General features: G+C 49.4%; 17 protein-coding genes and 12 tRNA genes. 28 read left to right on the top strand and 1 reads right to left on the bottom strand.

The features are described from left to right. The 27 genes from ACO9K6_RS20435 to ACO9K6_RS20305 all read left to right on the top strand — a co-directional run. The coding region (locus ACO9K6_RS20435) for a hypothetical protein (RefSeq protein ID WP_424769376.1) at window positions 1–212 on the top strand (212 nt) is incomplete at its 5' end. Further along, window positions 206–281 (top strand) — tRNA-Asn (locus ACO9K6_RS20430). The genes ACO9K6_RS20435 and ACO9K6_RS20430, both read left to right, overlap by 7 nt. Before the next feature lie 4 nt (window positions 282–285). Further along, a tRNA-Thr gene (locus tag ACO9K6_RS20425) sits at window positions 286–361 on the top strand. A gap of 40 nt (window positions 362–401) precedes the next feature. Further along, window positions 402–476, top strand: a tRNA-Glu gene (locus tag ACO9K6_RS20420). Window positions 477–481: 5 nt separating this feature from the next. After that, window positions 482–557: transfer RNA gene (locus ACO9K6_RS20415), tRNA-Val, on the top strand. Between the two features lie 9 nt (window positions 558–566). Continuing rightward, window positions 567–641 (top strand) — tRNA-Gln (locus ACO9K6_RS20410). 11 nt (window positions 642–652) lie between these two features. Beyond that, window positions 653–728: transfer RNA gene (locus tag ACO9K6_RS20405), tRNA-Lys, on the top strand. Window positions 729–743: 15 nt separating this feature from the next. After that, a tRNA-Leu gene (locus tag ACO9K6_RS20400) sits at window positions 744–826 on the top strand. A 61-nt stretch (window positions 827–887) separates the two neighbouring features. Further along, a tRNA-Leu gene (locus ACO9K6_RS20395) sits at window positions 888–970 on the top strand. Between the two features lie 402 nt (window positions 971–1,372). Further along, the gene (locus tag ACO9K6_RS20390; protein ID WP_424769375.1) at window positions 1,373–3,643 is read left to right on the top strand and encodes a phosphodiester glycosidase family protein; all 2,271 of its coding nucleotides are present in this window, start codon (window positions 1,373–1,375) and stop codon (window positions 3,641–3,643) included. 204 nt (window positions 3,644–3,847) lie between these two features. Beyond that, window positions 3,848–4,708: an ABC transporter ATP-binding protein gene (locus ACO9K6_RS20385; protein ID WP_424769374.1), complete on the top strand. Its 861-nt coding sequence runs from the start codon at window positions 3,848–3,850 to the stop codon at window positions 4,706–4,708. A 246-nt stretch (window positions 4,709–4,954) separates the two neighbouring features. Continuing rightward, window positions 4,955–5,029: transfer RNA gene (locus tag ACO9K6_RS20380), tRNA-Gly, on the top strand. A gap of 6 nt (window positions 5,030–5,035) precedes the next feature. Further along, a tRNA-Arg gene (locus tag ACO9K6_RS20375) sits at window positions 5,036–5,112 on the top strand. A gap of 33 nt (window positions 5,113–5,145) precedes the next feature. After that, window positions 5,146–5,222, top strand: a tRNA-Pro gene (locus ACO9K6_RS20370). Window positions 5,223–5,239: 17 nt separating this feature from the next. Beyond that, window positions 5,240–5,313: transfer RNA gene (locus ACO9K6_RS20365), tRNA-Gly, on the top strand. Between the two features lie 278 nt (window positions 5,314–5,591). Next, a complete protein-coding gene (gene ppc, locus ACO9K6_RS20360) occupies window positions 5,592–8,396 on the top strand; it encodes a phosphoenolpyruvate carboxylase (RefSeq protein ID WP_424769373.1) in 2,805 nt (934 codons plus the stop codon). Between the two features lie 179 nt (window positions 8,397–8,575). After that, window positions 8,576–9,715: a S1C family serine protease gene (locus ACO9K6_RS20355; protein WP_424769372.1), complete on the top strand. Its 1,140-nt coding sequence runs from the start codon at window positions 8,576–8,578 to the stop codon at window positions 9,713–9,715. 220 nt (window positions 9,716–9,935) lie between these two features. Beyond that, entirely contained in the window at window positions 9,936–10,502 is a 567-nt protein-coding gene (sigW, locus tag ACO9K6_RS20350) for an RNA polymerase sigma factor SigW (protein ID WP_424769371.1), read from the top strand. Between the two features lie 98 nt (window positions 10,503–10,600). Further along, window positions 10,601–11,239 (top strand): zf-HC2 domain-containing protein, encoded by a 639-nt coding sequence (locus ACO9K6_RS20345; protein ID WP_424769370.1) that lies wholly within the window; start codon window positions 10,601–10,603, stop codon window positions 11,237–11,239. Window positions 11,240–11,383: 144 nt separating this feature from the next. Beyond that, window positions 11,384–12,226 (top strand): diadenylate cyclase CdaA, encoded by an 843-nt coding sequence (cdaA, locus tag ACO9K6_RS20340; protein ID WP_424769369.1) that lies wholly within the window; start codon window positions 11,384–11,386, stop codon window positions 12,224–12,226. Continuing rightward, window positions 12,219–13,616 (top strand): CdaR family protein, encoded by a 1,398-nt coding sequence (locus ACO9K6_RS20335; RefSeq protein WP_424769368.1) that lies wholly within the window; start codon window positions 12,219–12,221, stop codon window positions 13,614–13,616. Before cdaA ends, ACO9K6_RS20335 begins: the two co-directional genes overlap by 8 nt. Before the next feature lie 63 nt (window positions 13,617–13,679). Further along, window positions 13,680–15,020: a phosphoglucosamine mutase gene (gene glmM / locus ACO9K6_RS20330; protein WP_424769367.1), complete on the top strand. Its 1,341-nt coding sequence runs from the start codon at window positions 13,680–13,682 to the stop codon at window positions 15,018–15,020. A gap of 269 nt (window positions 15,021–15,289) precedes the next feature. Continuing rightward, window positions 15,290–15,412 carry a hypothetical protein gene (locus ACO9K6_RS20325; protein WP_424769366.1) on the top strand — a complete coding sequence of 41 codons (123 nt, stop codon included), beginning with the start codon at window positions 15,290–15,292 and terminating at the stop codon, window positions 15,410–15,412. A gap of 187 nt (window positions 15,413–15,599) precedes the next feature. Beyond that, window positions 15,600–17,432, top strand: coding sequence for a glutamine--fructose-6-phosphate transaminase (isomerizing) (glmS, locus tag ACO9K6_RS20320; RefSeq protein ID WP_424769365.1), 1,833 nt, complete (start codon window positions 15,600–15,602; stop codon window positions 17,430–17,432). A 288-nt stretch (window positions 17,433–17,720) separates the two neighbouring features. After that, the gene (locus tag ACO9K6_RS20315; protein ID WP_424769364.1) at window positions 17,721–18,167 is read left to right on the top strand and encodes a GNAT family N-acetyltransferase; all 447 of its coding nucleotides are present in this window, start codon (window positions 17,721–17,723) and stop codon (window positions 18,165–18,167) included. Window positions 18,168–18,631: 464 nt separating this feature from the next. Beyond that, window positions 18,632–18,808 (top strand): hypothetical protein, encoded by a 177-nt coding sequence (locus ACO9K6_RS20310; protein ID WP_424769363.1) that lies wholly within the window; start codon window positions 18,632–18,634, stop codon window positions 18,806–18,808. Window positions 18,809–18,854: 46 nt separating this feature from the next. Then, the gene (locus ACO9K6_RS20305; RefSeq protein WP_424769362.1) at window positions 18,855–19,109 is read left to right on the top strand and encodes a MafI family immunity protein; all 255 of its coding nucleotides are present in this window, start codon (window positions 18,855–18,857) and stop codon (window positions 19,107–19,109) included. Window positions 19,110–19,320: 211 nt separating this feature from the next. On the opposite strand, the gene ACO9K6_RS20300 is transcribed toward ACO9K6_RS20305, so the two are convergent. Further along, entirely contained in the window at window positions 19,321–20,571 is a 1,251-nt protein-coding gene (locus ACO9K6_RS20300) for a glycosyl hydrolase family 8 (protein ID WP_424769361.1), read from the bottom strand. A gap of 334 nt (window positions 20,572–20,905) precedes the next feature. Here ACO9K6_RS20300 and ACO9K6_RS20295 point away from each other — a divergent pair, with 334 nt between their 5' ends. After that, window positions 20,906–21,118 (top strand): TM2 domain-containing protein, encoded by a 213-nt coding sequence (locus tag ACO9K6_RS20295; protein WP_424769360.1) that lies wholly within the window; start codon window positions 20,906–20,908, stop codon window positions 21,116–21,118. Window positions 21,119–21,312 lie beyond the last annotated feature (194 nt).

The raw sequence follows: 21,312 nt of genomic DNA, 5'->3' as shown, positions 1-21,312 counted from the left end.
GTGTGGAGCTGACGAATACTAATCGGTCGAGGGCTTATCCTAAAAAAGTTTGCATGGACCCATACATCCGGCAGACAGCAGCAAAGGCTTTCAGCAGCCATTCTCTTTCGTATCCAGTTTTCAGGGCGCAATATGCCTTGGTTTTCAACCGTGCCTCTTTTGCAGTTGAAGCTCTTGGAGACATTTCAACCCAAAAGTGCAATGTTCCCTGATAGCTCAGTTGGTAGAGCACTCGACTGTTAATCGAGTTGTCACAGGTTCGAGTCCTGTTCGGGGAGCCATCTTGCTCTCATAGCTCAGTAGGTAGAGTGCATCCATGGTAAGGATGAGGTCACCGGTTCGATCCCGGTTGAGAGCTCCAGAACACTTTCAACTGTAAGGAAAAGCAACAATTTAAGCATGGCCCGTTGGTCAAGTGGTTAAGACACCTCCCTTTCACGGAGGTAACAGGGGTTCGAGTCCCCTACGGGTCACCATTTATGGAGGATTAGCTCAGCTGGGAGAGCATCTGCCTTACAAGCAGAGGGTCGGCGGTTCGATCCCGTCATCCTCCACCATATCGCTGCTGGGGATTAGCCAAGCGGTAAGGCAACGGACTTTGACTCCGTCATTCTCAGGTTCGATCCCTGAATCCCCAGCCATTTTATAGCAAGAGCCATTAGCTCAGTTGGTAGAGCACCTGACTTTTAATCAGGGTGTCGAAGGTTCGAGTCCTTCATGGCTCACCATTTTTTCTCACACGCGCGCGTATGGCGGAATTGGCAGACGCACCAGACTTAGGATCTGGCGGGAGACCGTGGGGGTTCAAGTCCCTCTACGCGCACCATACTTCCTTTAGGGAAGCAGGAATTGCAAGAAGCATAACTCATAACACAGGTTACACCCACGCGCGTATGGCGGAATTGGCAGACGCACTAGACTTAGGATCTAGCGGGAGACCGTGGGGGTTCAAGTCCCTCTACGCGCACCATACCATGAGAAAACCCTTGGAGAACAAGGGTTTTTTGCTGTTTAAAAGTGTTGAAAAATATAAGGCGTGCCTTTTGGTACGCCTTATTACTATTTTATCTGGAAGTAATTAGCGTTGTAACAAGCTGAAGGGCTATGACAAATATGAACAAGGATATGAGCTCGACAAACCTGTGTTTATGAATCAAAACAACTGCCGATGAAGCCCTGGATTGGATCGCGACATTAATTTTTAATCGGGTGAATGGTAAAGTACCTCATTATTTAATGTATAGAAGCAAAACGTGCAGGTTAGCAGCTGCACCTTGCCCTGCAAGTATAATTCTTCATTTTTGGTGCTTCTTTGTCGATATTGTTCTTTAGAACGATCTGGGAATATAAGGGAAGAGGGAGAATAGGCTATATGAACCTGTTAGTGAAGAAACGCGGCTTAAAAGGTATAGCTGTTCTTCTGGCAGCGGCAATTGGATTCGGTTATACAGGAAGCGAGTACGCTCTGTCTCCCGGGAAGGGGGCGTCTGGTATTGCAGCGGCGGCGAAAGCCTCTGACTCCTCTATCGCGAAGGCGGAAGTCGAGTATTGGAGGTATACGGCAAAGGGCACTTTTTTTCCTGCGCTGGCTTTGCCGGACGGCAAGCTGTTTGCGGTCACCTCGAACGGCTGGGTAACCGTTATTGACGCTGCAGGCAAGGAAGGGAAGCGGATTAATACATACACGTCGTTATCGGCCCCGGCTATGAACGCGAAGGGGCAGGTCTATACCGCAGGCAAAGGGGCCCGGCTTTATCAGTATGATCGAGCGGGAAATGGCGGACAAGCAGGCATATTTTATTTTAAAGGGAAAACGGAGGGGCTGCAGCCGTCCGGAGTTGTAACGGATGAAGTGGGAACGCCTTATTTCGCGTACCAGCACGGCGTTTTGTCGCTGGATCCCGAAGGGCAGAAGCAGGCAGCGCTGCTGCCGGAGGGCGTGATCGTCAAGGAGCTAGCCGCAGGTAAGAGCGGCGCTTATGCGCTTGGAAGCGACGGCACGCTATATGCCGTGCGCGGCAGCGCGGTTGTGTGGAAGGCGGCGCTTGAGGAGCCGCTGCGCGGGGCGAAGCTGGCCGCCGGCATGACGGGCGGCGGCGTGGTGCTGCTTGCGGGCAAAGCGATAGCTGCGTATGAAGAGGACGGAAGCGTCCGCTTCACTCGCGAGTTTTCGGCAGCGCCCGCAGGCGGCTGGACGTCCCCGGCCGCCGGCCGGGTGCTGGCCGGCGCCCGGTCCGGCGCGGTGTACGCCATCGACGGCATAGCCGGGTCGATCGTGTACACCTACGGCGGCCACGCCGCGGTTCCCGCGAGCGGCGTGACGCCGCTTAGCGGCGGACGGATCGCTTACGCGTCCGCCGACAAGCTGATCGCGGCGGGGCCAGTCCGGCCCGTCGCGGTCACCTATGCGGCAGCAGCGATCAAGCTGCCGCTCGGTACGCGGCTCCTGCTCTCGGACAAGCTGAAGCTGTCCGTTCCCGTCACCGTCAGCTTTCGCTCCGATAACGCCGCGGTCGTTCGCATCAATGAGAAGAGCGTCGTAACCCCGGTAGCGGCGGGCAAAGCGAATATTTACGTAGATGTGACGGCGAGCGGCTACAATGGACAGCTAAAGCTGCCTGTACAGGTTACGGCGCCGGTCTCGACGCTGAAGGCGAAGCATGAGTCCAAGAGGGTGAGTGCGGCGGGCAAAACCTTTACGGTTCAAACGGTTACCATTCCGAAGGGAATGCCGGTTACTGCCGGACTTGCGGGCCGCAGGGTCAGCGTCGTTCAGCCGCTTAAGGATCTGGCTAAGACTTATAACGCCGATGCGGCCATTAACGGAACTTATTTCGAAGCTTATGGCGGTATCCCGGAGCCTTATGGCACGGTTATAGCGGATGGGAAATTGGAGCATATCGGCAATACAGGAACGGCGATTGGCTTTACATGGGACGGCAGCGTTCTGATGGATACGCTTCGCGTTAAAATTTCAGGGGGAACGGACGGCTCCTTTCAATCACCGAACAACTGGCACGCCTACTTCATCAACCGAACGCCGACGAAAGCGGGTTCCTCCGCGATCATGTTCACTCCGAAGCGAGGGGCAAAGCTCGGCTTTGCGCTGGGCTCTGCCGTTACCGTGAGGAAGGGAGTCGTTACGAAAATAAGCAAAAATGAGAACGCCAGCATTCCTGCGGACGGCTGTGTGCTCGTTTTTACCGGCTCTGAGGAAAAGCTGGCAGCCCGCTTCAAAGTAGGAATGAAGGTGGATTACCGGGTGGATACAAGTAATGATTCCGGTCAAGCGGTCAACTGGTCGCGTGTCCATACAGCAATCGGCGCAGGGCCGCGGCTTGTGAAGGATGGCAAGCTGGCTATTATTCCGGCGGGAGAAGGCTTTAGCAGCTCCAAGATCTTACAGGATTCTGCCGCCAGAAGCGGAATTCTCGTAAAGAAGGATGGAACGATCATGATTGCAACCGTACCCGGCGCGACCATCAATCAATGGGGTCAAATTATGCTGAAGCTGGGTGCCCAGCAAGCAATGAACCTCGACGGCGGCGCATCCTCGGGCATGCTGGCGCAAGGAAAGCAAATAACAGCTCCCGGCAGACAGATAAGCAACGCGCTCCTGTTTGGGACGAAGCTGAAATGGTAAGCAAACGATAGGCTGGAAAATAGAGCTATTTTTCCGTTCGCATATTTGTCGCATTTGTAACCATTGACAATTAACTTGATAACGATTATCATTGATAAAGTGAATGATAATCGTTATCAAATTTCGTTGCGAAACGTCATATAAATAAGAAAATTAATGAGTTGGTGTCTGCTCACGGGCAGCGGAAGGAGCGTGCATGTCTCAATGATTCGTCTAACAACCTCGAATCTCGACATTGCTTATGATGATCGCCTTATCGTCAAGGACTTAAACATTGCTATTCCTCAAGGCAAAATTACAGCGCTTGTTGGAGCGAACGGCTCCGGCAAATCGACGATTTTGAAAACGATGGCCCGGATTATGAACCCGGCGAAGGGCAGCGTCTTGCTGGATGGCAGGTCTATCCATAAGCAGTCAACGAAGGAAGTAGCGAAGCAGCTTGCGATTTTGCCGCAAAATCCGACCGCGCCGGACGGCCTGACGGTTGCCGAGCTTGTATCCTATGGACGTTTTCCTTACCAGAAGGGCTTTGGCTCTTTGAGCAAGGAGGATCGCAATATTGTACAGTGGTCTATCGAAGCGACAGGCATGACTGATTTTGCGGAACGACCGGTCGACCAACTCTCAGGTGGTCAGCGTCAACGCGCATGGATCGCCATGGCGCTGGCGCAAGAGACGGACATTTTGTTCCTTGATGAGCCTACTACTTTCCTGGATATGGCGCATCAGCTTGAGGTACTTCATCTATTGCAGAAGCTTAATCAGCTTAATAATCGTACGGTTGTCATGGTTGTGCATGATTTGAATCATGCGACGCGTTATGCGCATCATATGATCGCCATCAAGTCAGGTGTCGTAGCGGGTGAAGGTACGCCTGTCGAGGTGATGACGCCAGAGATTATGCGTGAAGTTTTTAATATCGAAGCAGATATCGTGCCGGATCCGCGCACAGGTCTCCCGCTTTGCTTGCCATACGCATTGGTAGACCAGCCAGCCGCAGAAAAAGTAGTCGCTAGCAGTCGACCGCAGCTTGCAAACAGCTTTGCCGCAGCGGCAGGCGCTTAATAATAGAAGATACGGTTGCGAAATCCGCGTTCTCACTAAGGTGATGCGGATTTTTGCTGCGTATCGAGAGGCTTGGTTTATAAGGGCTGGGTTATCGTTTTTCTCTGCTGCATCAAGGGTTTTCGGCTTTTTTTAAAAAAATAAAAGTTTTTTCAAAAAAACAGTTGCATTTTTTTTTCGAGGGTGATATATTATTACTTGTCGCCACGATGACGCGGTTCACAAATGGCTGACAAAAAACACCGTGCGGAAGTGGCTCAGCGGTAGAGCATCGCCTTGCCAAGGCGAGGGTCGCGGGTTCGATTCCCGTCTTCCGCTCCATAACATGTGCCCTTAGCTCAGCTGGATAGAGCGTTTGACTACGAATCAAAAGGCCAGGAGTTCGAATCTCTTAGGGCACGCCATTCTTTCTAAGAAGCAATACATGATGAAATTCCCGGGATGTAGCTCAGCTTGGTAGAGCACCTGGTTTGGGACCAGGGGGTCGCATGTTCAAATCGTGTCATCCCGACCATCTTTAAATTTTCATATGCGGGTGTAGTTCAATGGTAGAACTTTAGCCTTCCAAGCTAATAGCGTGGGTTCGATTCCCATCACCCGCTCCAGATGAATACGAGACAGTCCTTGATAATTCAAGGGCTTTTTTTTATATTTTTAAGACGACGATCATTTTTTGTGAGAAATGGCCTGCTTATTGGCTTCAGGGCTTCAACCCTGTAGTTTTTTGTAGTATGATGGTAGAAGTCAAAAAAACGAATAGTAACACCTGTGCGAATTCATTAGGAGTATCCATGCCGGCAATCCATTGCATGCCGCTGCGGCTATTCCCATCAAGAATTCAAGTACAGGCCTATGCATTCGCACACTTTTGAGGAGGAACAGTATGTCGGATCAATCTGCATCTATTACAGTGACAAACCGGACGCAGTCCAATAATTTACTGCGACGGGATGTACGCTTTCTAGGCAACATTCTCGGCGAAGTGCTCGTTCATCAAGGCGGGCGCGAGCTGCTTGATATGGTTGAACGCATTCGTGAGCAAAGCAAAGCGCTTCGCGCTGAATATGTGCCGGAGCTATTCGAGCAATTCAAAGACACCGTATCGTCCCTTAGCCCAGAGATTAGACATCAAGTGATCAGGGCATTCGCGATTTATTTTCAGCTTGTTAATATTGCCGAGCAAAATCACCGGATTAGACGGAAACGGGATTATGAGGTTTCCAGCGGTGAAGCGGTACAGCGCGGCTCGATCGAGAGCGCAGTTCAGGATTTGAAGGAGCGCGGCATCGCGATTGATGACGTTCAGGAAATTTTGAGCGGCATTTCTCTAGAGCTTGTGATGACAGCACACCCGACAGAAGCGACACGTCGTGCGGTGCTGGATATTCATAAACGGATTGCCGAAGATGTGATGGAGCTGGACAACCCGACATTAACCTACCGCGAACGCGAGAAGCTTCGTGAAAAGCTGATGAACGAGGTTTTAATTTTGTGGCAAACCGACGAGCTTCGCGACCGCAAACCAACGGTTATCGATGAGGTTCGTAACGGCCTTTATTATTTTGATGAAACATTGTTCGAGGTATTGCCAAGCGTATATGAGGAGCTGGAGCGCTGCCTGAGCAAATATTACCCGGATGAGCATTGGCATGTGCCTGATTATCTGCGCTTCGGCTCGTGGATCGGTGGAGACCGCGATGGGAATCCATCCGTAACCGCTAAGGTGACTTGGGAGACGCTTACGCTGCACCGTCAGCTGGCCATACAGAAGTACGAGGAAAAGCTGGAAGAGCTGATGGGCTTTCTCAGCTTCAGCACGAATCTGGTAACGGTAAGCGATGAGCTCGTGGAATCGATCCGATTGGATCGCGAGCATGTCGAGCTGAAATGCGTAGATTTGTGGAGAAATACGAAGGAGCCTTACCGCATTAAGCTGGGCTTCATGATGGAGAAGCTCGCGAATACGCGCAATGAGAAGCTTACAGGCTCAGCGATGCGTTACAATCACCCGAATGAGCTGCGAGAGGACCTGCTTGTTATCGATCGCAGCCTTCGTCATCACTTTGCGGATTACGTAGCCGATACGGACTTGGCAAAGCTTGTGCGTCAGGTTGAGCTTTTCGGTTTCCATCTGATGGCGCTGGACGTTCGTCAGCATAGTCAGGAGCATGAGAATGCAATGACTGAAATTTTGGCGAAAATGAATATTGTGGAAGACTACGCTTCACTGTCCGAGCGAGAGAAAACCGATCTGCTGCACCGTCTGCTCATCGATCCGCGCCCGCTTACTTCGGGGCACCTGGATTATACGGAATCGACGCGTGAATGTTTGGACGTCTATCATACGATTTACCGGGCACAGCAGGAGTTTGGCGAGAACTGCATATCCAGTTACCTGATCAGTATGACCGAAGCGGCAAGCGATATGCTTGAGGTTATGGTATTTGCAAAGGAAGTCGGCCTGTTCCGGAAGGAATCGGACGGTACGATTCGCTGTACGCTGCAGTCCGTGCCTCTGTTCGAGACAATCGACGATCTTCATGCGGCGCCTGCGATTATGAAGGAGCTGTTCGAGATGCCGATCTACCGTCAAGCGGTAGAAGCAAGAGGCAATCTGCATGAAATTATGCTGGGCTACTCCGACAGCAACAAGGATGGCGGAGTTGTGACGGCGAACTGGGAGCTGCGCGTGGCGCTGAATGAAATTACAGCCGCTGGCAAAGAGTACGACGTGAAGCTGAAGTTCTTCCATGGCCGCGGAGGCGCGCTTGGCCGCGGAGGCATGCCGCTTAACCGGAGCATTCTGGCGCAGCCGCCTCATACGATCGGCGGAGGCATTAAGATTACGGAGCAGGGCGAAGTGCTTTCCTCGCGTTATTCGATGCAGGGCATTGCCTACCGCAGCTTGGAGCAGGCGACTTGGGCGCTGATCACGGCTGCCCGTCTGGCGAAATATCCGGAGCAAGCTCCTCAAGCGGAAGCAGAGTGGGATGAGATTGCACGCTCTATTTCCGAGACGGCGCTTGAGAAATACCAGGATCTTATCTTCCGCGATCCGGACTTCCTGACGTACTTCAAGGAATCGACGCCGCTGCCTGAGGTGGGCGAGCTGAATATCGGCTCTCGTCCTTCCAAGCGGAAGAACAGCGATCGTTTTGAGGATCTGCGCGCGATTCCGTGGGTATTCGCATGGACACAGAGCCGTTATCTGCTGCCGGCTTGGTATGCTGCGGGTACGGCGCTCAAGCAATATGCGGGCGATGATGCAGGTAAGCTGGAGACGCTGCGGACGATGTATGAGCAGTTCCCGTTCTTCCGTTCGTTGATTGACAACCTGCAAATGGCTTTGGCGAAGGCTGATCTGGTCATTGCCAAGGAATATGCGGATATGATCAAGGACCAAACGATCCGAGACCGTATCTTCGAGCTAATCGAGCAGGAGTATAAGCTGACTTCGGAGCTCATCCTAAGTATTACGGGCCAAAATGAGATTTTGGATAATGTTCCTGTTATTCAGGAATCGATCCGTTTGCGTAATCCGTACGTCGATCCGCTCAGCTACATGCAGGTGCAGCTGTTGACCGAGCTTCGCGCTTTGCGCGACGAGGACAACGATGATCCGCAGCTGCTGCGTGAGGTGCTGCTTACGATCAACGGTATTGCTGCAGGCCTTCGGAATACGGGCTAATGTAAGAAGCCGACTAGTTGAGGAGGCTCATCATAAGAAATGCCAGACGTGGTTGAAAGACCGCGGCTGGCATTTTTTCTTATGTTCATTTTAAATCCGCTTAAGTTTGCTTTAAGGTACATCCTGCATGATAGATACATTGGCAGTAGGCGATATCTACATGTGAAAGGATGATAAACATGAACGAAGAAAATAATCGCTCAGAAGAAAGCCGTACTTATTCATCGCATGCTTCAACGACGATGAACCGGAACGAGACGCCGGTCACTACTTATATTTATGAATCAAGCAAGTCAACGAACGACATGAAGGCTTCTTATGAGAAGGAGCTCGGCATGCAAATGGGCATGATCAATGCATCGTTGGGCGGCGGCAAACGGCCGAAACGCAAGGGCAGCCAATCGGCGAGGACGATGCTGGCATCTTTTCTCATCGGGGCAGTTGTAATCGGCGGTTTCTCCTATGCGGCTGACAAAAATAATATGTTCAGCGGCGGGTTGCCTGCATCGCTAGGCACAGGCAGCGGTGCAGCCGGCATCGCGGCTCAGCATGATGCGGGACTAACAACGGCTTCGCTCCAAACAAGCGAGGACATCGCGGGGATCTATGCCAATGCAAGTCCAGCCGTGGTGAAGATCGAAAATTATTCGGAGCCAGCCCGGACTAACTCGATGTTCGATGATCAGAGGTTCCGGCAATTTTTTGGCAGCGGCGAGTTAAACAGTGGAGGACGTCAGCAGCAGTCAGAGGAAGGGCAGGGAGGCACGGACCTTCAATTGGCTGGCTCCGGAACGGGCTTTTTCTTCGAGCAGGACGGCTATATTCTGACGAATGAGCATGTTATCGCTAATGCGAAAGAAGTTAAAGTAACCGTTCAAGGCTATGAAGAGCCGCTAACCGCGAGGGTGTTAGGCGCAAGCTATGAGCTCGACCTTGCTGTGCTGAAGGTGGAGAGCCAAAGCGGCAAGACGTTCCCTACACTGCCTTTAGGAAGCTCTGACGAGACGAAAATTGGCGATTTGGTCATTGCGATCGGCAATCCGTACGGCTTCGATCAGACGCTGACGATGGGGGTGCTTAGTGCGAAGGAGCGTCCGATTACTATCGCGGATGAGCAGGGCGAGCATCAATACGAGCATTTGCTCCAAACGGATGCCTCGATTAATCCTGGAAACTCAGGCGGTCCGCTGCTGAACGCGAAAGGTGAGGTCATCGGCATCAATACGGCGGTCAATGCGGAGGCGCAGGGTATTGGGTTCGCCATTCCAACAACGACAATTATGAAGGTATTGGATCAGTTGAAGACAAATACGCTATAATATAGTCAAGTGCTATGATGAAGCGAGAGGTCTGGAAGCTTAGCGGCTTCCAGCCTTTTTGTCTTGTCTCCTTGTTATCCCTGGCCGAAAGTCAATCATATACCTAGCCTTAGGTCGATTGCTGATATAGCTTCAAACGTTTATAATTGGCAGATACAGCCGTTTTGAAGAGTGGCAAAGAGATAATGTTGGCTTAAATGGATGGTTTGGGGGAGTCAAGGTGAATGTATTGGAGGCCCGCCTTGCGCGGCTAGCGCTTAAGGGCGATCAGCAGGCATTTGCTGAGCTTGTGGACTTGTATCAGGATAAGCTTTTTCATATGGCGTATCGGATGCTGAACAGTCGCCAGGAGGCGGAGGACGTCGTTCAGGATACTTTCCTTCGCGTGTACAAAAACCTGGACCGCTATGATGATTCTTTGAAATTTTCGACATGGATATATAGAATTGCTACAAATTTATGTATAGACCGGCTGCGCAAGCGCAAGCCGACCTACTCGCTTGATGCGGAATCGAATGAGCATGAGGGGTTGGATGGCTATTCGATGATCCCGAGCGACAACCGCACACCGGAATCGGAGCTGCTGCTGTCGGATACACAGCGGATTGTTCATTCCGCGATTGCATCGCTGCCGCCGAAGTATAAGTCGGTGATGACACTTCGTTATATGGAGGATTTATCGCTGCAGGAAATAGGGGACGTGCTGGACATGCCAGTGACAACCATTAAGACGCGAGTACATAGAGGCAGGGAATTTCTTAGGAAGAAGCTCGAACATAAATTATGATCTTTTTAAAAAAAGTGAAACATCCCTTCATGCGGAACGTATCCTAATAGCGAGAATAGAACTTTTTGCATGAGCAATGAAAGAAAGGACTGGCTGCTATGAAATGCAACGTCGCCATCGTATGGATGCATGACTATTTGGACGGCGAGCTGCCCAGCAAAGATATCGTTACGTTAAAATCCCATTTACTCTCTTGTCCGGCTTGTCGCAGTCGGTTTGAACAGCTCCAGAAGACGGACGCCGCGGCGTACCACACTTTAGAAGCGATTAGACCTACAGCGGATTATGACCAGAAGGCGTCTGAGGAGTTAACGCAGCGTATTATGCAGCAGCTTCCGAAGCAGCAGAATAAGCGGCGTACCGGAATCGTACGGTTTATTTACAAGTACCCGGGCGTTACTGCGGCTGCTGTGTTTGTCCTCGTTATGCTCGGCAGCTTCTTCACCATGTGGGAAGAGGATGCCAAGCTGATTGTCTCAGGTGAGAATCTTCAGCAGGTCATAATACAGGGCAATACCGTCATCGTGCCGGAAGGCGCTCATATAGCTGGCAACCTGACCGTGGAGAACGGAACGGTTGATGTGAAAGGCGCTGTAGACGGTGACGTAACCGTTATTGACGGCAGGCTGCTATTAGCTTCAACAGGCCATATAGCGGGACAGAGCCGAACTATTGATCAAGCGTTGGATTGGTTCTGGTTTAAGGTAACGGAAACTTTTGGCGGTAGCTCTCGTTAAGAAAAGCGGCCTCCCTTGCGCAGGGGGGCATTTTTTTTATTTTATTTTTCGATAAAAAAAGGATTTGCAAGCACATATCTAGAAAATAATAAAGTTGAAATCCGAACAAAGAGGGAAGCGTAATAGGCTGTTGGGGGTTGACATATGAGTTATTTCTCGGATTCTAGTTGGCACGATTGGTTGAAGGATCTCATCGATGTCGGTATCGTTAGCTTCATTATCTATAAAATGATTCTGCTCGTGCGCGGGACTCGCGCCGTTCAGCTGCTGAAAGGCATTTTTGTGCTTGTTGCCGTGTGGGCGATCAGCACATGGTTCAATTTATATACGCTGAAATGGCTGATGAATCAGATGTTCACGTTCGGAATTGTGACAGTACTCATTATATTTCAGCCCGAGCTGAGAAGGGTACTGGAGCAACTGGGGCGGGGCAAGCTGTTCGCACGATCCTTCTCGCTTGACCGCGATGTAATGAGCGAGCAAATTGACGGCGTTATTAAAGCCGTTCGCTTCATGTCGGAGCGCAAGATCGGGGCGCTGATTGTATTCGAGCGGAACACGGGACTTAATGAGTTGGTTGAATCGGGCATTCGGATGGAATCGAAAATTACTTCGGAGCTGCTTATTAATATTTTTACGCCGAACACGCCGCTGCATGATGGCGCGGTTATTATTAGAGGCAATCAAATCATGGCTGCGGGCTGTTACCTGCCGCTGTCGGAAAATCCTTTTATAAGCAAGGAGCTTGGAACAAGGCATCGTGCGGCCATCGGTGTGAGCGAGGTTACGGATGCGGTGTCGGTTACCGTATCGGAAGAAAATGGAAAGATTTCGTTGTCTCTGGGCGGTATGATCGTAAGAGATATTAATGAGGAATCGCTGATTTCGAAGCTGTTCGATGAGCTGACGCCGAAGACGAATACTCTAAATAAGGAGCGGGTGAGCGTATCCTCGTTCTGGAAGCGTAAAGGAGGACGTGATGGATAAATGGATAAGTCACCCCACCTCATTGAAAATTTTTTCCGTTATTATCGGTTTGCTGCTGTGGGCAGTCGTACATATCGATCCGAATTCGACGCCGCAGTCAGCAACGTCCAATTTTGACAACAAAATTATCGAAGCATCCGTCATTACGGCCGAAGGCTTGGATACCGAGAAATATGTGCTTACAGCCATGGAGCCTTCTGTTGTAAGACTGGATGTACAGGGCCGGTTGACGGATCTCAAGCGAGCATCTTCGGATGACGATTATATCGTGAAGGTGGATTTAAAAAACGTGAAGCCAGGCATACAGGAGCTGCCTTTGACGTATAGCCTGCCTAGAGGCATTCAATTAATTCAGATGTCGCCGAGCACGGTTACTGTACAGATTGAGGAGATTGTCACGAAGACCTTCGAGCTTCAGGTGGCCACGCAAGGCACTCCTGCGGAGGGTTTCATTGTAGGTGCTCCTGTAGTCGCTGAGCCTGCGAGCGGAATTAAAGTCACGCTGCCGAAGGATGATATGGACCGCGTCGGAGTCGTATCAGCGGAGGTTAACATTGACGGAGCAGACAAGACGGTTGTTAACAAAAAGGCTAATGTCGTCGTATACGATAAAGACGGCTTGGAAATGACGAATGCAATCATATCGCCGGCAACAGCGCATGTCGAGGTCAAGGTAACGCCGCCGTTCAAGACGGTGCCGCTGCAGGTGAGGTATTCCGGGAGCTTGCCTGATGGCTTCAGCCTAGTCTCCATTAAGCCGGAGATGAGCGAGGTAACGATATATGGTGACCAGCAGACGCTGGATGGCATTCAGGTATATGACGGCGTGGTGCTCGATCTTTCCAAGGTGATGGAGTCGGGCAGCATACAGGTGAAGACGCAGCTGGTAGATGGGATCAAGTCGATCGAGCCTGCCGAGGTGACGCTTGATGTTGTGATTGCTCCCGATACCATAAGAACCTTCACGGATTTGCCTGTAACGGTTGAGGGGGAGAGCAGCGGCCTCACGGCAGTGTTCCGCATTCCTTCCAGCGGCAAGCTTGATCTGACGGTAAGCGGGGCGCAAGCAGTCATTTCCGATGTGCAAGCGGGTGAGATTAAGCTTTTGGCAAATGTTGAAGGGCTTGGCGAGGGTGTGCATGAAGTGCCGGTTCAGGTCGATGTGCCTGATTATGTCCAGACGGTGCTGGCTGAGGGACAGACATTGACCGTTACAATCGAGTTGGTTAGTAATACGGCCGCTAACACAGAGATGCCGGAATCAGAGGAGGCTGGCACAACGCCGACCGAGCCGTCTTCCAGCCCTGATCCGGGGCCTGGCGGCGGAAGCGGGTCCAATGCCAGCGCTGGCGGCAATTCTACGGGGAACAGTTCGAATCCGGCTGCATAATAAATTTCATCTGAACATCAAGACAATCATGAACGAAGCATATAACAAAGGAGCATATTTAACATGGGGAAATATTTCGGAACAGACGGCGTGCGCGGCATCGCCAATCGCGAGCTTACGCCTGAGTTAGCTTATAAGATCGGCCGCTGCGGCGGTTATGTGTTGACGCGTAAGGCGAATAAGCCTAAGGTTGTCATTGGTTTGGATACACGCATTTCTGGCCCGATGCTGGAAGCTGCGCTTATTGCAGGCTTATTGTCGATCGGAGCAAGCGTCGTGCGTCTTGGCGTAGTATCGACGCCAGCAGTTGCATATATCACGCGGGAGATGAATGCGGATGCGGGTGTTATGATTTCCGCTTCGCATAATCCGGTTGAAGATAATGGCATTAAATTTTTTGCCGGCGACGGCTTTAAGCTGTCGGATGATACGGAGCTGGAGATCGAGAGCTTGATCGATGCACCTGCAGATGGCTTGCCTCGTCCAGAGGGCGGAAATATTGGGGCTGTATCGAGTGATGAGGGCGCGAAGCAGCGTTATCTTGATTATTTGAAAACAACGATCAAGGGCGAGTTCAGCAGCTTGAAAATCGTGCTGGACTGTGCGAACGGCTCTGCATACGAGCTTGCGCCAGCCGTATTCCGCGAGCTTGGCGCGGATATTATAACGGTTGGAGCGGAACCGGACGGCCTCAATATTAATGCGGGTGTCGGATCGACGCATCCGGAATATTTGCGCGAGCAAGTGCTGAAGCATGGCGCGGATCTTGGGCTTTCCTTTGACGGCGATGCGGATCGATTGATTGCTATTGATGAGAAAGGCGACGAGGTAGACGGCGACTTCATTCTGTGTATTATCGGCGATGCCATGAAGCGGGCAGGCAAGCTGAAGGAGGATACGATCGTAACGACGGTAATGGCGAACATCGGCTTCTTCAAAGGTGCGGAGCGCATCGGGCTGAAAACCGCACAAACCGCAGTCGGCGATCGCTATGTTATGGAGGAGATGCGCCGCGGCGGTTACAATCTTGGCGGCGAGCAGTCCGGCCATGTTATTTTCCTGGATCATATTACAACAGGAGACGGCATTTTGACGGCGCTTCAGCTTGTGGATACATTGGCGGCTTCAGGCAAGAAGCTGAGCGAGCTGAAAGGTCTGATGCGCAAATATCCGCAAAAGCTGGTTAACGTTCGCGTGGCAGACAAGAGTCTGTATCAAGGCAATGCTGCCATCGAAGCCGCGGTGAAGCGGGTAGAAGCGGAGCTTGGCGATAATGGACGCGTATTGGTGCGTCCTTCAGGAACGGAATCGTTAATTCGCGTCATGGCGGAGGGTCCGGATAAGGAGCAGGTTGAGGCTTACGTTGCTCAAATTGCTGACGTTGTGAAAAGTGAGCTGGGCTAATTGTTTTAGCAGGTTATGTCGAAGGCTTGTCGGTTCCTGGAATCGGCTGGCCTTCGCTGCACTTATATGGTAAATTTCCAACGGAATTTTCAATTCATGGGTTGCATAGCCTTATGAAAATGAATATGATAGGAAGTATGATTCAAGAAGGAAAGTGAGGATCGAGGTTAATTAAGCATGTAAAGCGCCAGAGCTTGCGTGATGAATGATCCGCAGTAGAGCTGTTTAAGCTAAGCTTGAAGCGGGTATTCATACGGGAAGCTGACGAGGTGAAGGTGTTCGAAACATTCGGCGGGGACCTTCCGGTATTTGCAAGCCAACCGAAAGCCGTTACGCAAAACGGCCGGGCGACCGGTCCTGACAAACGTGCGGCAGGCTGCCTATTTTTGTGATGCAATTATTCATTTATTTGCTCCCGTATGTCCAGGGTGCCGCCTGAGGGGTGGGCACGGGCAGAAGGGTTACATTTTCCTAAAGCGTTTGGGATTAATCTGTGACAACTTCATATTTGCCCTTGCCACGCATTGGCAGGCATCCGGTCAGGACGGGAAAACTAACCTATCGGAGGCTTATTAAATTATGTGTGGAATAGTAGGATATATTGGTAAACGCGACTCGCAGGATATTTTGATCGAGGGCTTAAAGAAGCTGGAATACCGGGGTTATGATTCCGCGGGTATTGCTGTCTTTACAAAGAATGGTCTGGAAATTACGAAGTCGAAGGGTCGTTTGGCGAATCTTGAGGACTTGCTGCGCGAGGAGCCACTTGCTGGCTTTGCCGGAATTGGTCATACACGTTGGGCGACTCATGGTAAGCCGTCGGATGTGAATTCGCATCCGCATACGGACAACTCGATGAAATTTTCCGTTGTGCATAACGGAATTATTGAGAATTATTTGAATCTGAAGGAAGAGTTGACGGCAAAAGGACATGTATTCGTGTCGGAGACAGATACAGAGGTCATCTCTCACCTTGTTGCTGATGAGTATAAAGGGAACATAGTCGAAGCGGTACAACGTGCGGTTAAGCGCATGCGCGGAGCATTTGCCCTTGGCGTATTGACTGAGCATGAGCCTGAGCGTCTGGTTGCTGTTCGTTTTGCAAGCCCGCTCGTTATCGGTGTAGGCGAAGGTGAAAACTTCATCGGTTCCGATATTCCGGCGATCCTGGAGCATACGCGTGACGTGTACATTTTGAACGACGGCGAAATGGCCGTATTGACACGCGATGGTGTCGAACTGATGACGACAGAAGGCGAAAGTATTTCCAAGGAAATATTTCATGTCGATTGGGATATTGTGACGGCGGAGAAAGCCGGATTTGATCACTTCATGCTGAAGGAAATTCACGAGCAGCCAAAAGCATACCACGACACCATGCTGAGCCGTATCTCGGAAGACGGCAAGTCTGTGGATCTGAAAGAGCTTGGCATGACAGCTGAATATATCAAGTCGATCCGCAAGGTTCACATCGTAGCCTGCGGTACGGCATATCACGCTGGACTTGTCGGCAAGACGGTTATCGAATCGCTTGCTCGCATCCCGGTAGAAAATGACGTTGCATCGGAGTACCGTTACCGTTCGCCAATCATTACACCGGATACGCTTGTTATCGTGGTAAGCCAATCCGGAGAAACTGCGGATACGCTTGCTGCGCTGCGCGAAGCACAACGCAACGGCGCTCGCGTGCTTGCGATCACGAACGTTGTCGGAAGCTCGGTTGCTCGCGAAGCAGACCACGTGCTTATTACATGGGCGGGTCTTGAAATCGCAGTTGCATCGACAAAAGCTTACACATCGCAGCTTATTGCGTTCTACCTGTTCGGTCTTCATTTGGCAGAAACACTTGAAACGCAATCGGCTTCTTATATCGCTGAAGTTATTGAAGCCATGCATCAGCTGCCGGCTCAGGTTGAGAGCATTTTGGAGCAATCGGCCGTGCTGAAGCAAGTAGCAGAATCGATCTCGCACCACAAGCATCTCTTCTTCATCGGCCGCGGCGTAGATTACGCAGTCGCTCAGGAAGGCTCACTGAAGCTGAAGGAAATCTCGTACATTCACTCCGAAGCCTACGCGTCTGGCGAGCTGAAGCACGGTACGCTGGCGCTGATCGAGGACGGCATTCCTGTCATCGCGCTATTAACACAGGAAGAGCTGTATGAGAAATCGCTCAGCAACATCAAAGAAGTGAAGGCGCGCGGCGCTCACGTTCTAGCGATCGCTAACGCTGGCGCAGAAGAGGAAGTAAGCAAGTCAGTGGATGAGCTGTTCACGATTCCGAAGACCTTACCAATCCTCACGCCAGCCCTGGCGGTTGTGCCGCTGCAGCTGCTCTCTTATTATGCTTCGCTTGCGCTGAATCATGATGTTGATAAGCCGAGGAATTTGGCTAAGAGCGTGACAGTGGAGTAAGGATTTAGGGATAGGGAACTTTTTGATTGTGGATTTTAATATAAAATGTCACACGATTTTAATATAAAATGTCACAATCCCCAAAAAACAGCCTGCATTCTTCGAAATGCAGGCTGTTTTTATATGAAAAGTGATTTTATTAGGAAAATAAAGTATTGGACTGAGAAATAAAGTGTAGACTCAGAAAATAAAGTTTTAGACTGACAGTGCCATTAAGCTAACGGGCAGGATTGCTTCATCAATTGTCGAATCCTTTGTTCACGAATAATATCTATAACGGGGCAGGGCATGGAGATTAAGATACGAGAAGTTGTAGCAAACGATTATACTGAAGTTGTTTTCTTATGGAACGATGTACTCGGCGTTCGTACTGTTACGGATGAGAACTTTCGCGTTTCGATGGAACAGATGATGAAAGCAGGCAATTATAAAACGTTTGTAGCGTTACTTGAGAATCATGTTGTTGGTTTTATTTCAATCGTTCATGCATTAGCTGTAGGGTCTGCGAATGGTTATCTCCATATAACCGGACTTGCAGTTAATAATGATTTTCAGCGTCATAAGGTAGGCACTGAACTTCTACGATTCACTGAAAATTATGCGAAAGACAGAGGAATATCCAGTATTATTCTATGTAGCGGAATGAACCGAACGGGCGCCCATGCTTTCTATGAACATAATGGCTATGATAGAGATTCATACTGCTTTGATAAAATAATTAACCTTGACTATTGAATATCATCCTGTTCAATTAACTGGGAACTATAGCTCAATAATCACCAGGACGAGGCTGCCATAATGAAAAGGCAGCCTCGTTGAGCTAACGGGCAGATTAGTACAAAATCAAGATGAGTAAAATATTGCATGTACGGACGGCAAAAACTGAAGGGGAATGTTAACTGGATAGATATTGGAATTACAGAGTTCTAAAGAAAGATTGGAAAAATGGATTTGTTTCCTACGAAGTTTGTGAAGTTTATTATGAGAATGGCATTCCTGATTCATGGATATGGGGTAAGAATGTTCTTAGTGGTGATAGTAAGGAACACTTAGAGGATAAGATTCAATCTATACTAATAGCGTTTAAAAAGCCGATTCTTGAAATAATCGGTGATGATGAAGATTTAGTCGAAGTAAAGGAATGAAAATTCCATCCGCTAACGTGGTAATGAAGGTTATTAAGAAGTGGAGTGAGATATTTGAAAAGACCTTTCGGGGTTCAAATTCAAGGTAGTGTTTATGCAAAAGAAGGTGATTTAGGGCATAACGAGTTTGTAGATGCATTTATTGAGTTTATCGAGAGCAAAGGATGGCAGTTTGGAGGTGGGACTGTCCAAATAGATGAAAGCGGTGAAAGAGCAGACGATATTGATTAAGATAACGGGTAGGATAGTTTGGAATCAGAATCAACGAGGTGATTGAATGATGAATGTGGAAGAAGAAATAAAGCAAATTATAGACCAAGTGATTGAACTACCCAGAAGAGATAGAACTTTCATATTGGAACTTTTAGAACACCGTGAATGGGGAGTAGCTCTTGAACATTTTTGTGCTGCTGTCACTCAAGAAAGAATTCAAATAACAAATGAACTTTATAAACATATTGAAGTGGTATCTAGGGAGATGGACATGTGGGATGATATTCGGGAAGAACTTAAGGACTGTTCATTCCGCTAACGGGAGACGTTAGTTCAGCTATCCAGGAACAGTTTGCCGCCGCGGCAGCTGCTCCTTTTGTCGTTAAGCTAAAGGGCAGGATAGTTTAAAATCATTCGCAGTGAACCTTATCCTAATTAAGGCTAAGGTTTTGGGGATTCCGTGCGGCGAATGGACTTGACATATGTGTCATGCGACACATATGAGTTTCTCATCGGGCTCCCGTCGTAAATTAATGTACCGGCGACCACCAATTACCAGATGCGACCAACATACAAAGCAGCCTGATCGTATTGCCGAAATAATCGTTGTCATCGAAACTGGCATTTTCCATATGCGTCCAAAGTGTATTAAGCCACTCTTGATTGCCGGCATGGATCATCGCACTTACAGCAAAAGGAGACAAGAAGGCCAGATGATTCACGAATGGCGTCGGCAGATCGTTGCCATTTAAATAGTAGCCTGCGCGAATCTTTCCCGGATCGCCTTTGGTTTTGCTTTTGATCCACTTGTTCAGCTGCGTGAACTGGGCATAGGCTCTTCTGTCCCCCGTCAACAAATAGTCTAACGGAATGCGCCATGTCGTCCTGCAAGCATTCATATAGTAATCGCCGTCATAAGGGCCTTCCAAAAAATGAGGGGGAGCGGGTGCGAAGCGGCTGTTTTGTTTTACGGAAAAATCGGGCAATAAGCCTGTCTTTGAACTAAAATCAGTAAAGAGCTGCTTTGTAATGGAGTAAGTTTTATTTACGACCCAGCCCCATTTTGGAACATCCGTCGCGATCTGAAAAGCTTTCAGGTGCTCGGTCATAAAGTCGGAGGGCCGGGTTCCTCCGTTATATTTGGGCGTATCCGGGTTTACCCAGTCCCCCAGCTTTAAAAACCAGTACCTCTGGTCAACGTCGTCTTTCAATATAGCTGGAATTATCTTTTGTGCTTCTTGTAAATATTTGATCGTTCTCCGACTTCCCCATTGGTTATGGGCCAATAATAGGGAAAAGGCAATATCCATATCGCCGTCGGTGGCGGAATCTCTACCCTCCGCGTCCACGATATTGCCATTAACGTCTTTAACCTGCTTCCAAGCCATTAACAAAGGGTTGTTGGAACTGGGATGAGCTTTGTAAAAACGAAAGAGACCGTCGAAATATTCCTGTGCATTCAGATCATAGCCTGCCATGTAAGCGGTCAGAAGCATGCCGTGCCCATGGCTTTCCGATGTAGATGCGGAGTTCGGCGGTTCGGCTTGCCCTTCCAAGTTGTAGTAAACGTAATATTGATCGTTTGCGGTCGGATTTCGGATCAAATACTTTGATTTCCAGATGTCGTAAAAATCTTTTACGGTTTGATCTAACCGTGCTTGGCCCACATGGTTTGGTTTAATCGTCCCTTCTTTGTATCTCGCATGCTGGGGGAAAGGTCTTTTGGCTTTTGATGCTCGAGATTCGAAAATAAAGAATCTTTTCCAATCGGCTGCTTTCATGTGAATCCCCCTCAGGCTTCCGAATAATATGATAAAAATTATGTGGCTCTTCAGGGGTTAAGAACCGCTGAAAGGTAAGAGGGAGAGAAGTTATCCTTAAGTTGCCGTTACATTCAGCGCGGTGAACCCTATCACAGTGAATCATTACGGGGAACGATAATTAAGGAGCTTGCTTTACAGTAACGGGCTCCTAGAAAAAAAGCAATTGACATTGCGAATGACGTTCAATGTCGTCAAGCCGTCCCTCCCAATAGATTACTAATGCTTTAGCGTTGCGATTTCGATTATAATTTGGCTAGTTTTTAAAGCTATTATCTAGAGGGGATCGTGCAGCATGATAAAGAGTGAAAAATCGTTCGTAGCGGCGTTGTTATTATGCCTATTGCTAGGCGGATTCGGTATTCACCGTTTCTACGTTGGTAAAATTGGAACAGGTATTCTTCAACTGATTACTTTAGGTGGATTCGGTATTTGGTCACTGATTGATTTAGTAGTCATTATCGTTAGTAAGTTTAAGGATAAGCAAGGATTACTAATTAAACCTTAATATGCATGATTCAGAAGTCCATGGTGAGCAACTGTGGGCTTTTTAAATTTCGCTAAAAAAATGCTAGGATTGTTAAGTCTCATTATGCTAACGGGACACGATAGCACAGCGGTGGAACCGATCCATCGCTTGTTTTGCATTGCTGGAAATCCGCTCAGCTAACTGGCAGGAATGTTCAATAAAACAATTTTGGT

The sequence above is a fragment of the Paenibacillus praedii genome (assembly GCF_049725345.1).
Classification (GTDB): Bacteria; Bacillota; Bacilli; order Paenibacillales; family Paenibacillaceae; genus Pristimantibacillus.
The sequence above is the reverse complement of the archived record's forward strand: the minus strand, read 5'-3'. Positions and strand labels throughout refer to the sequence as shown.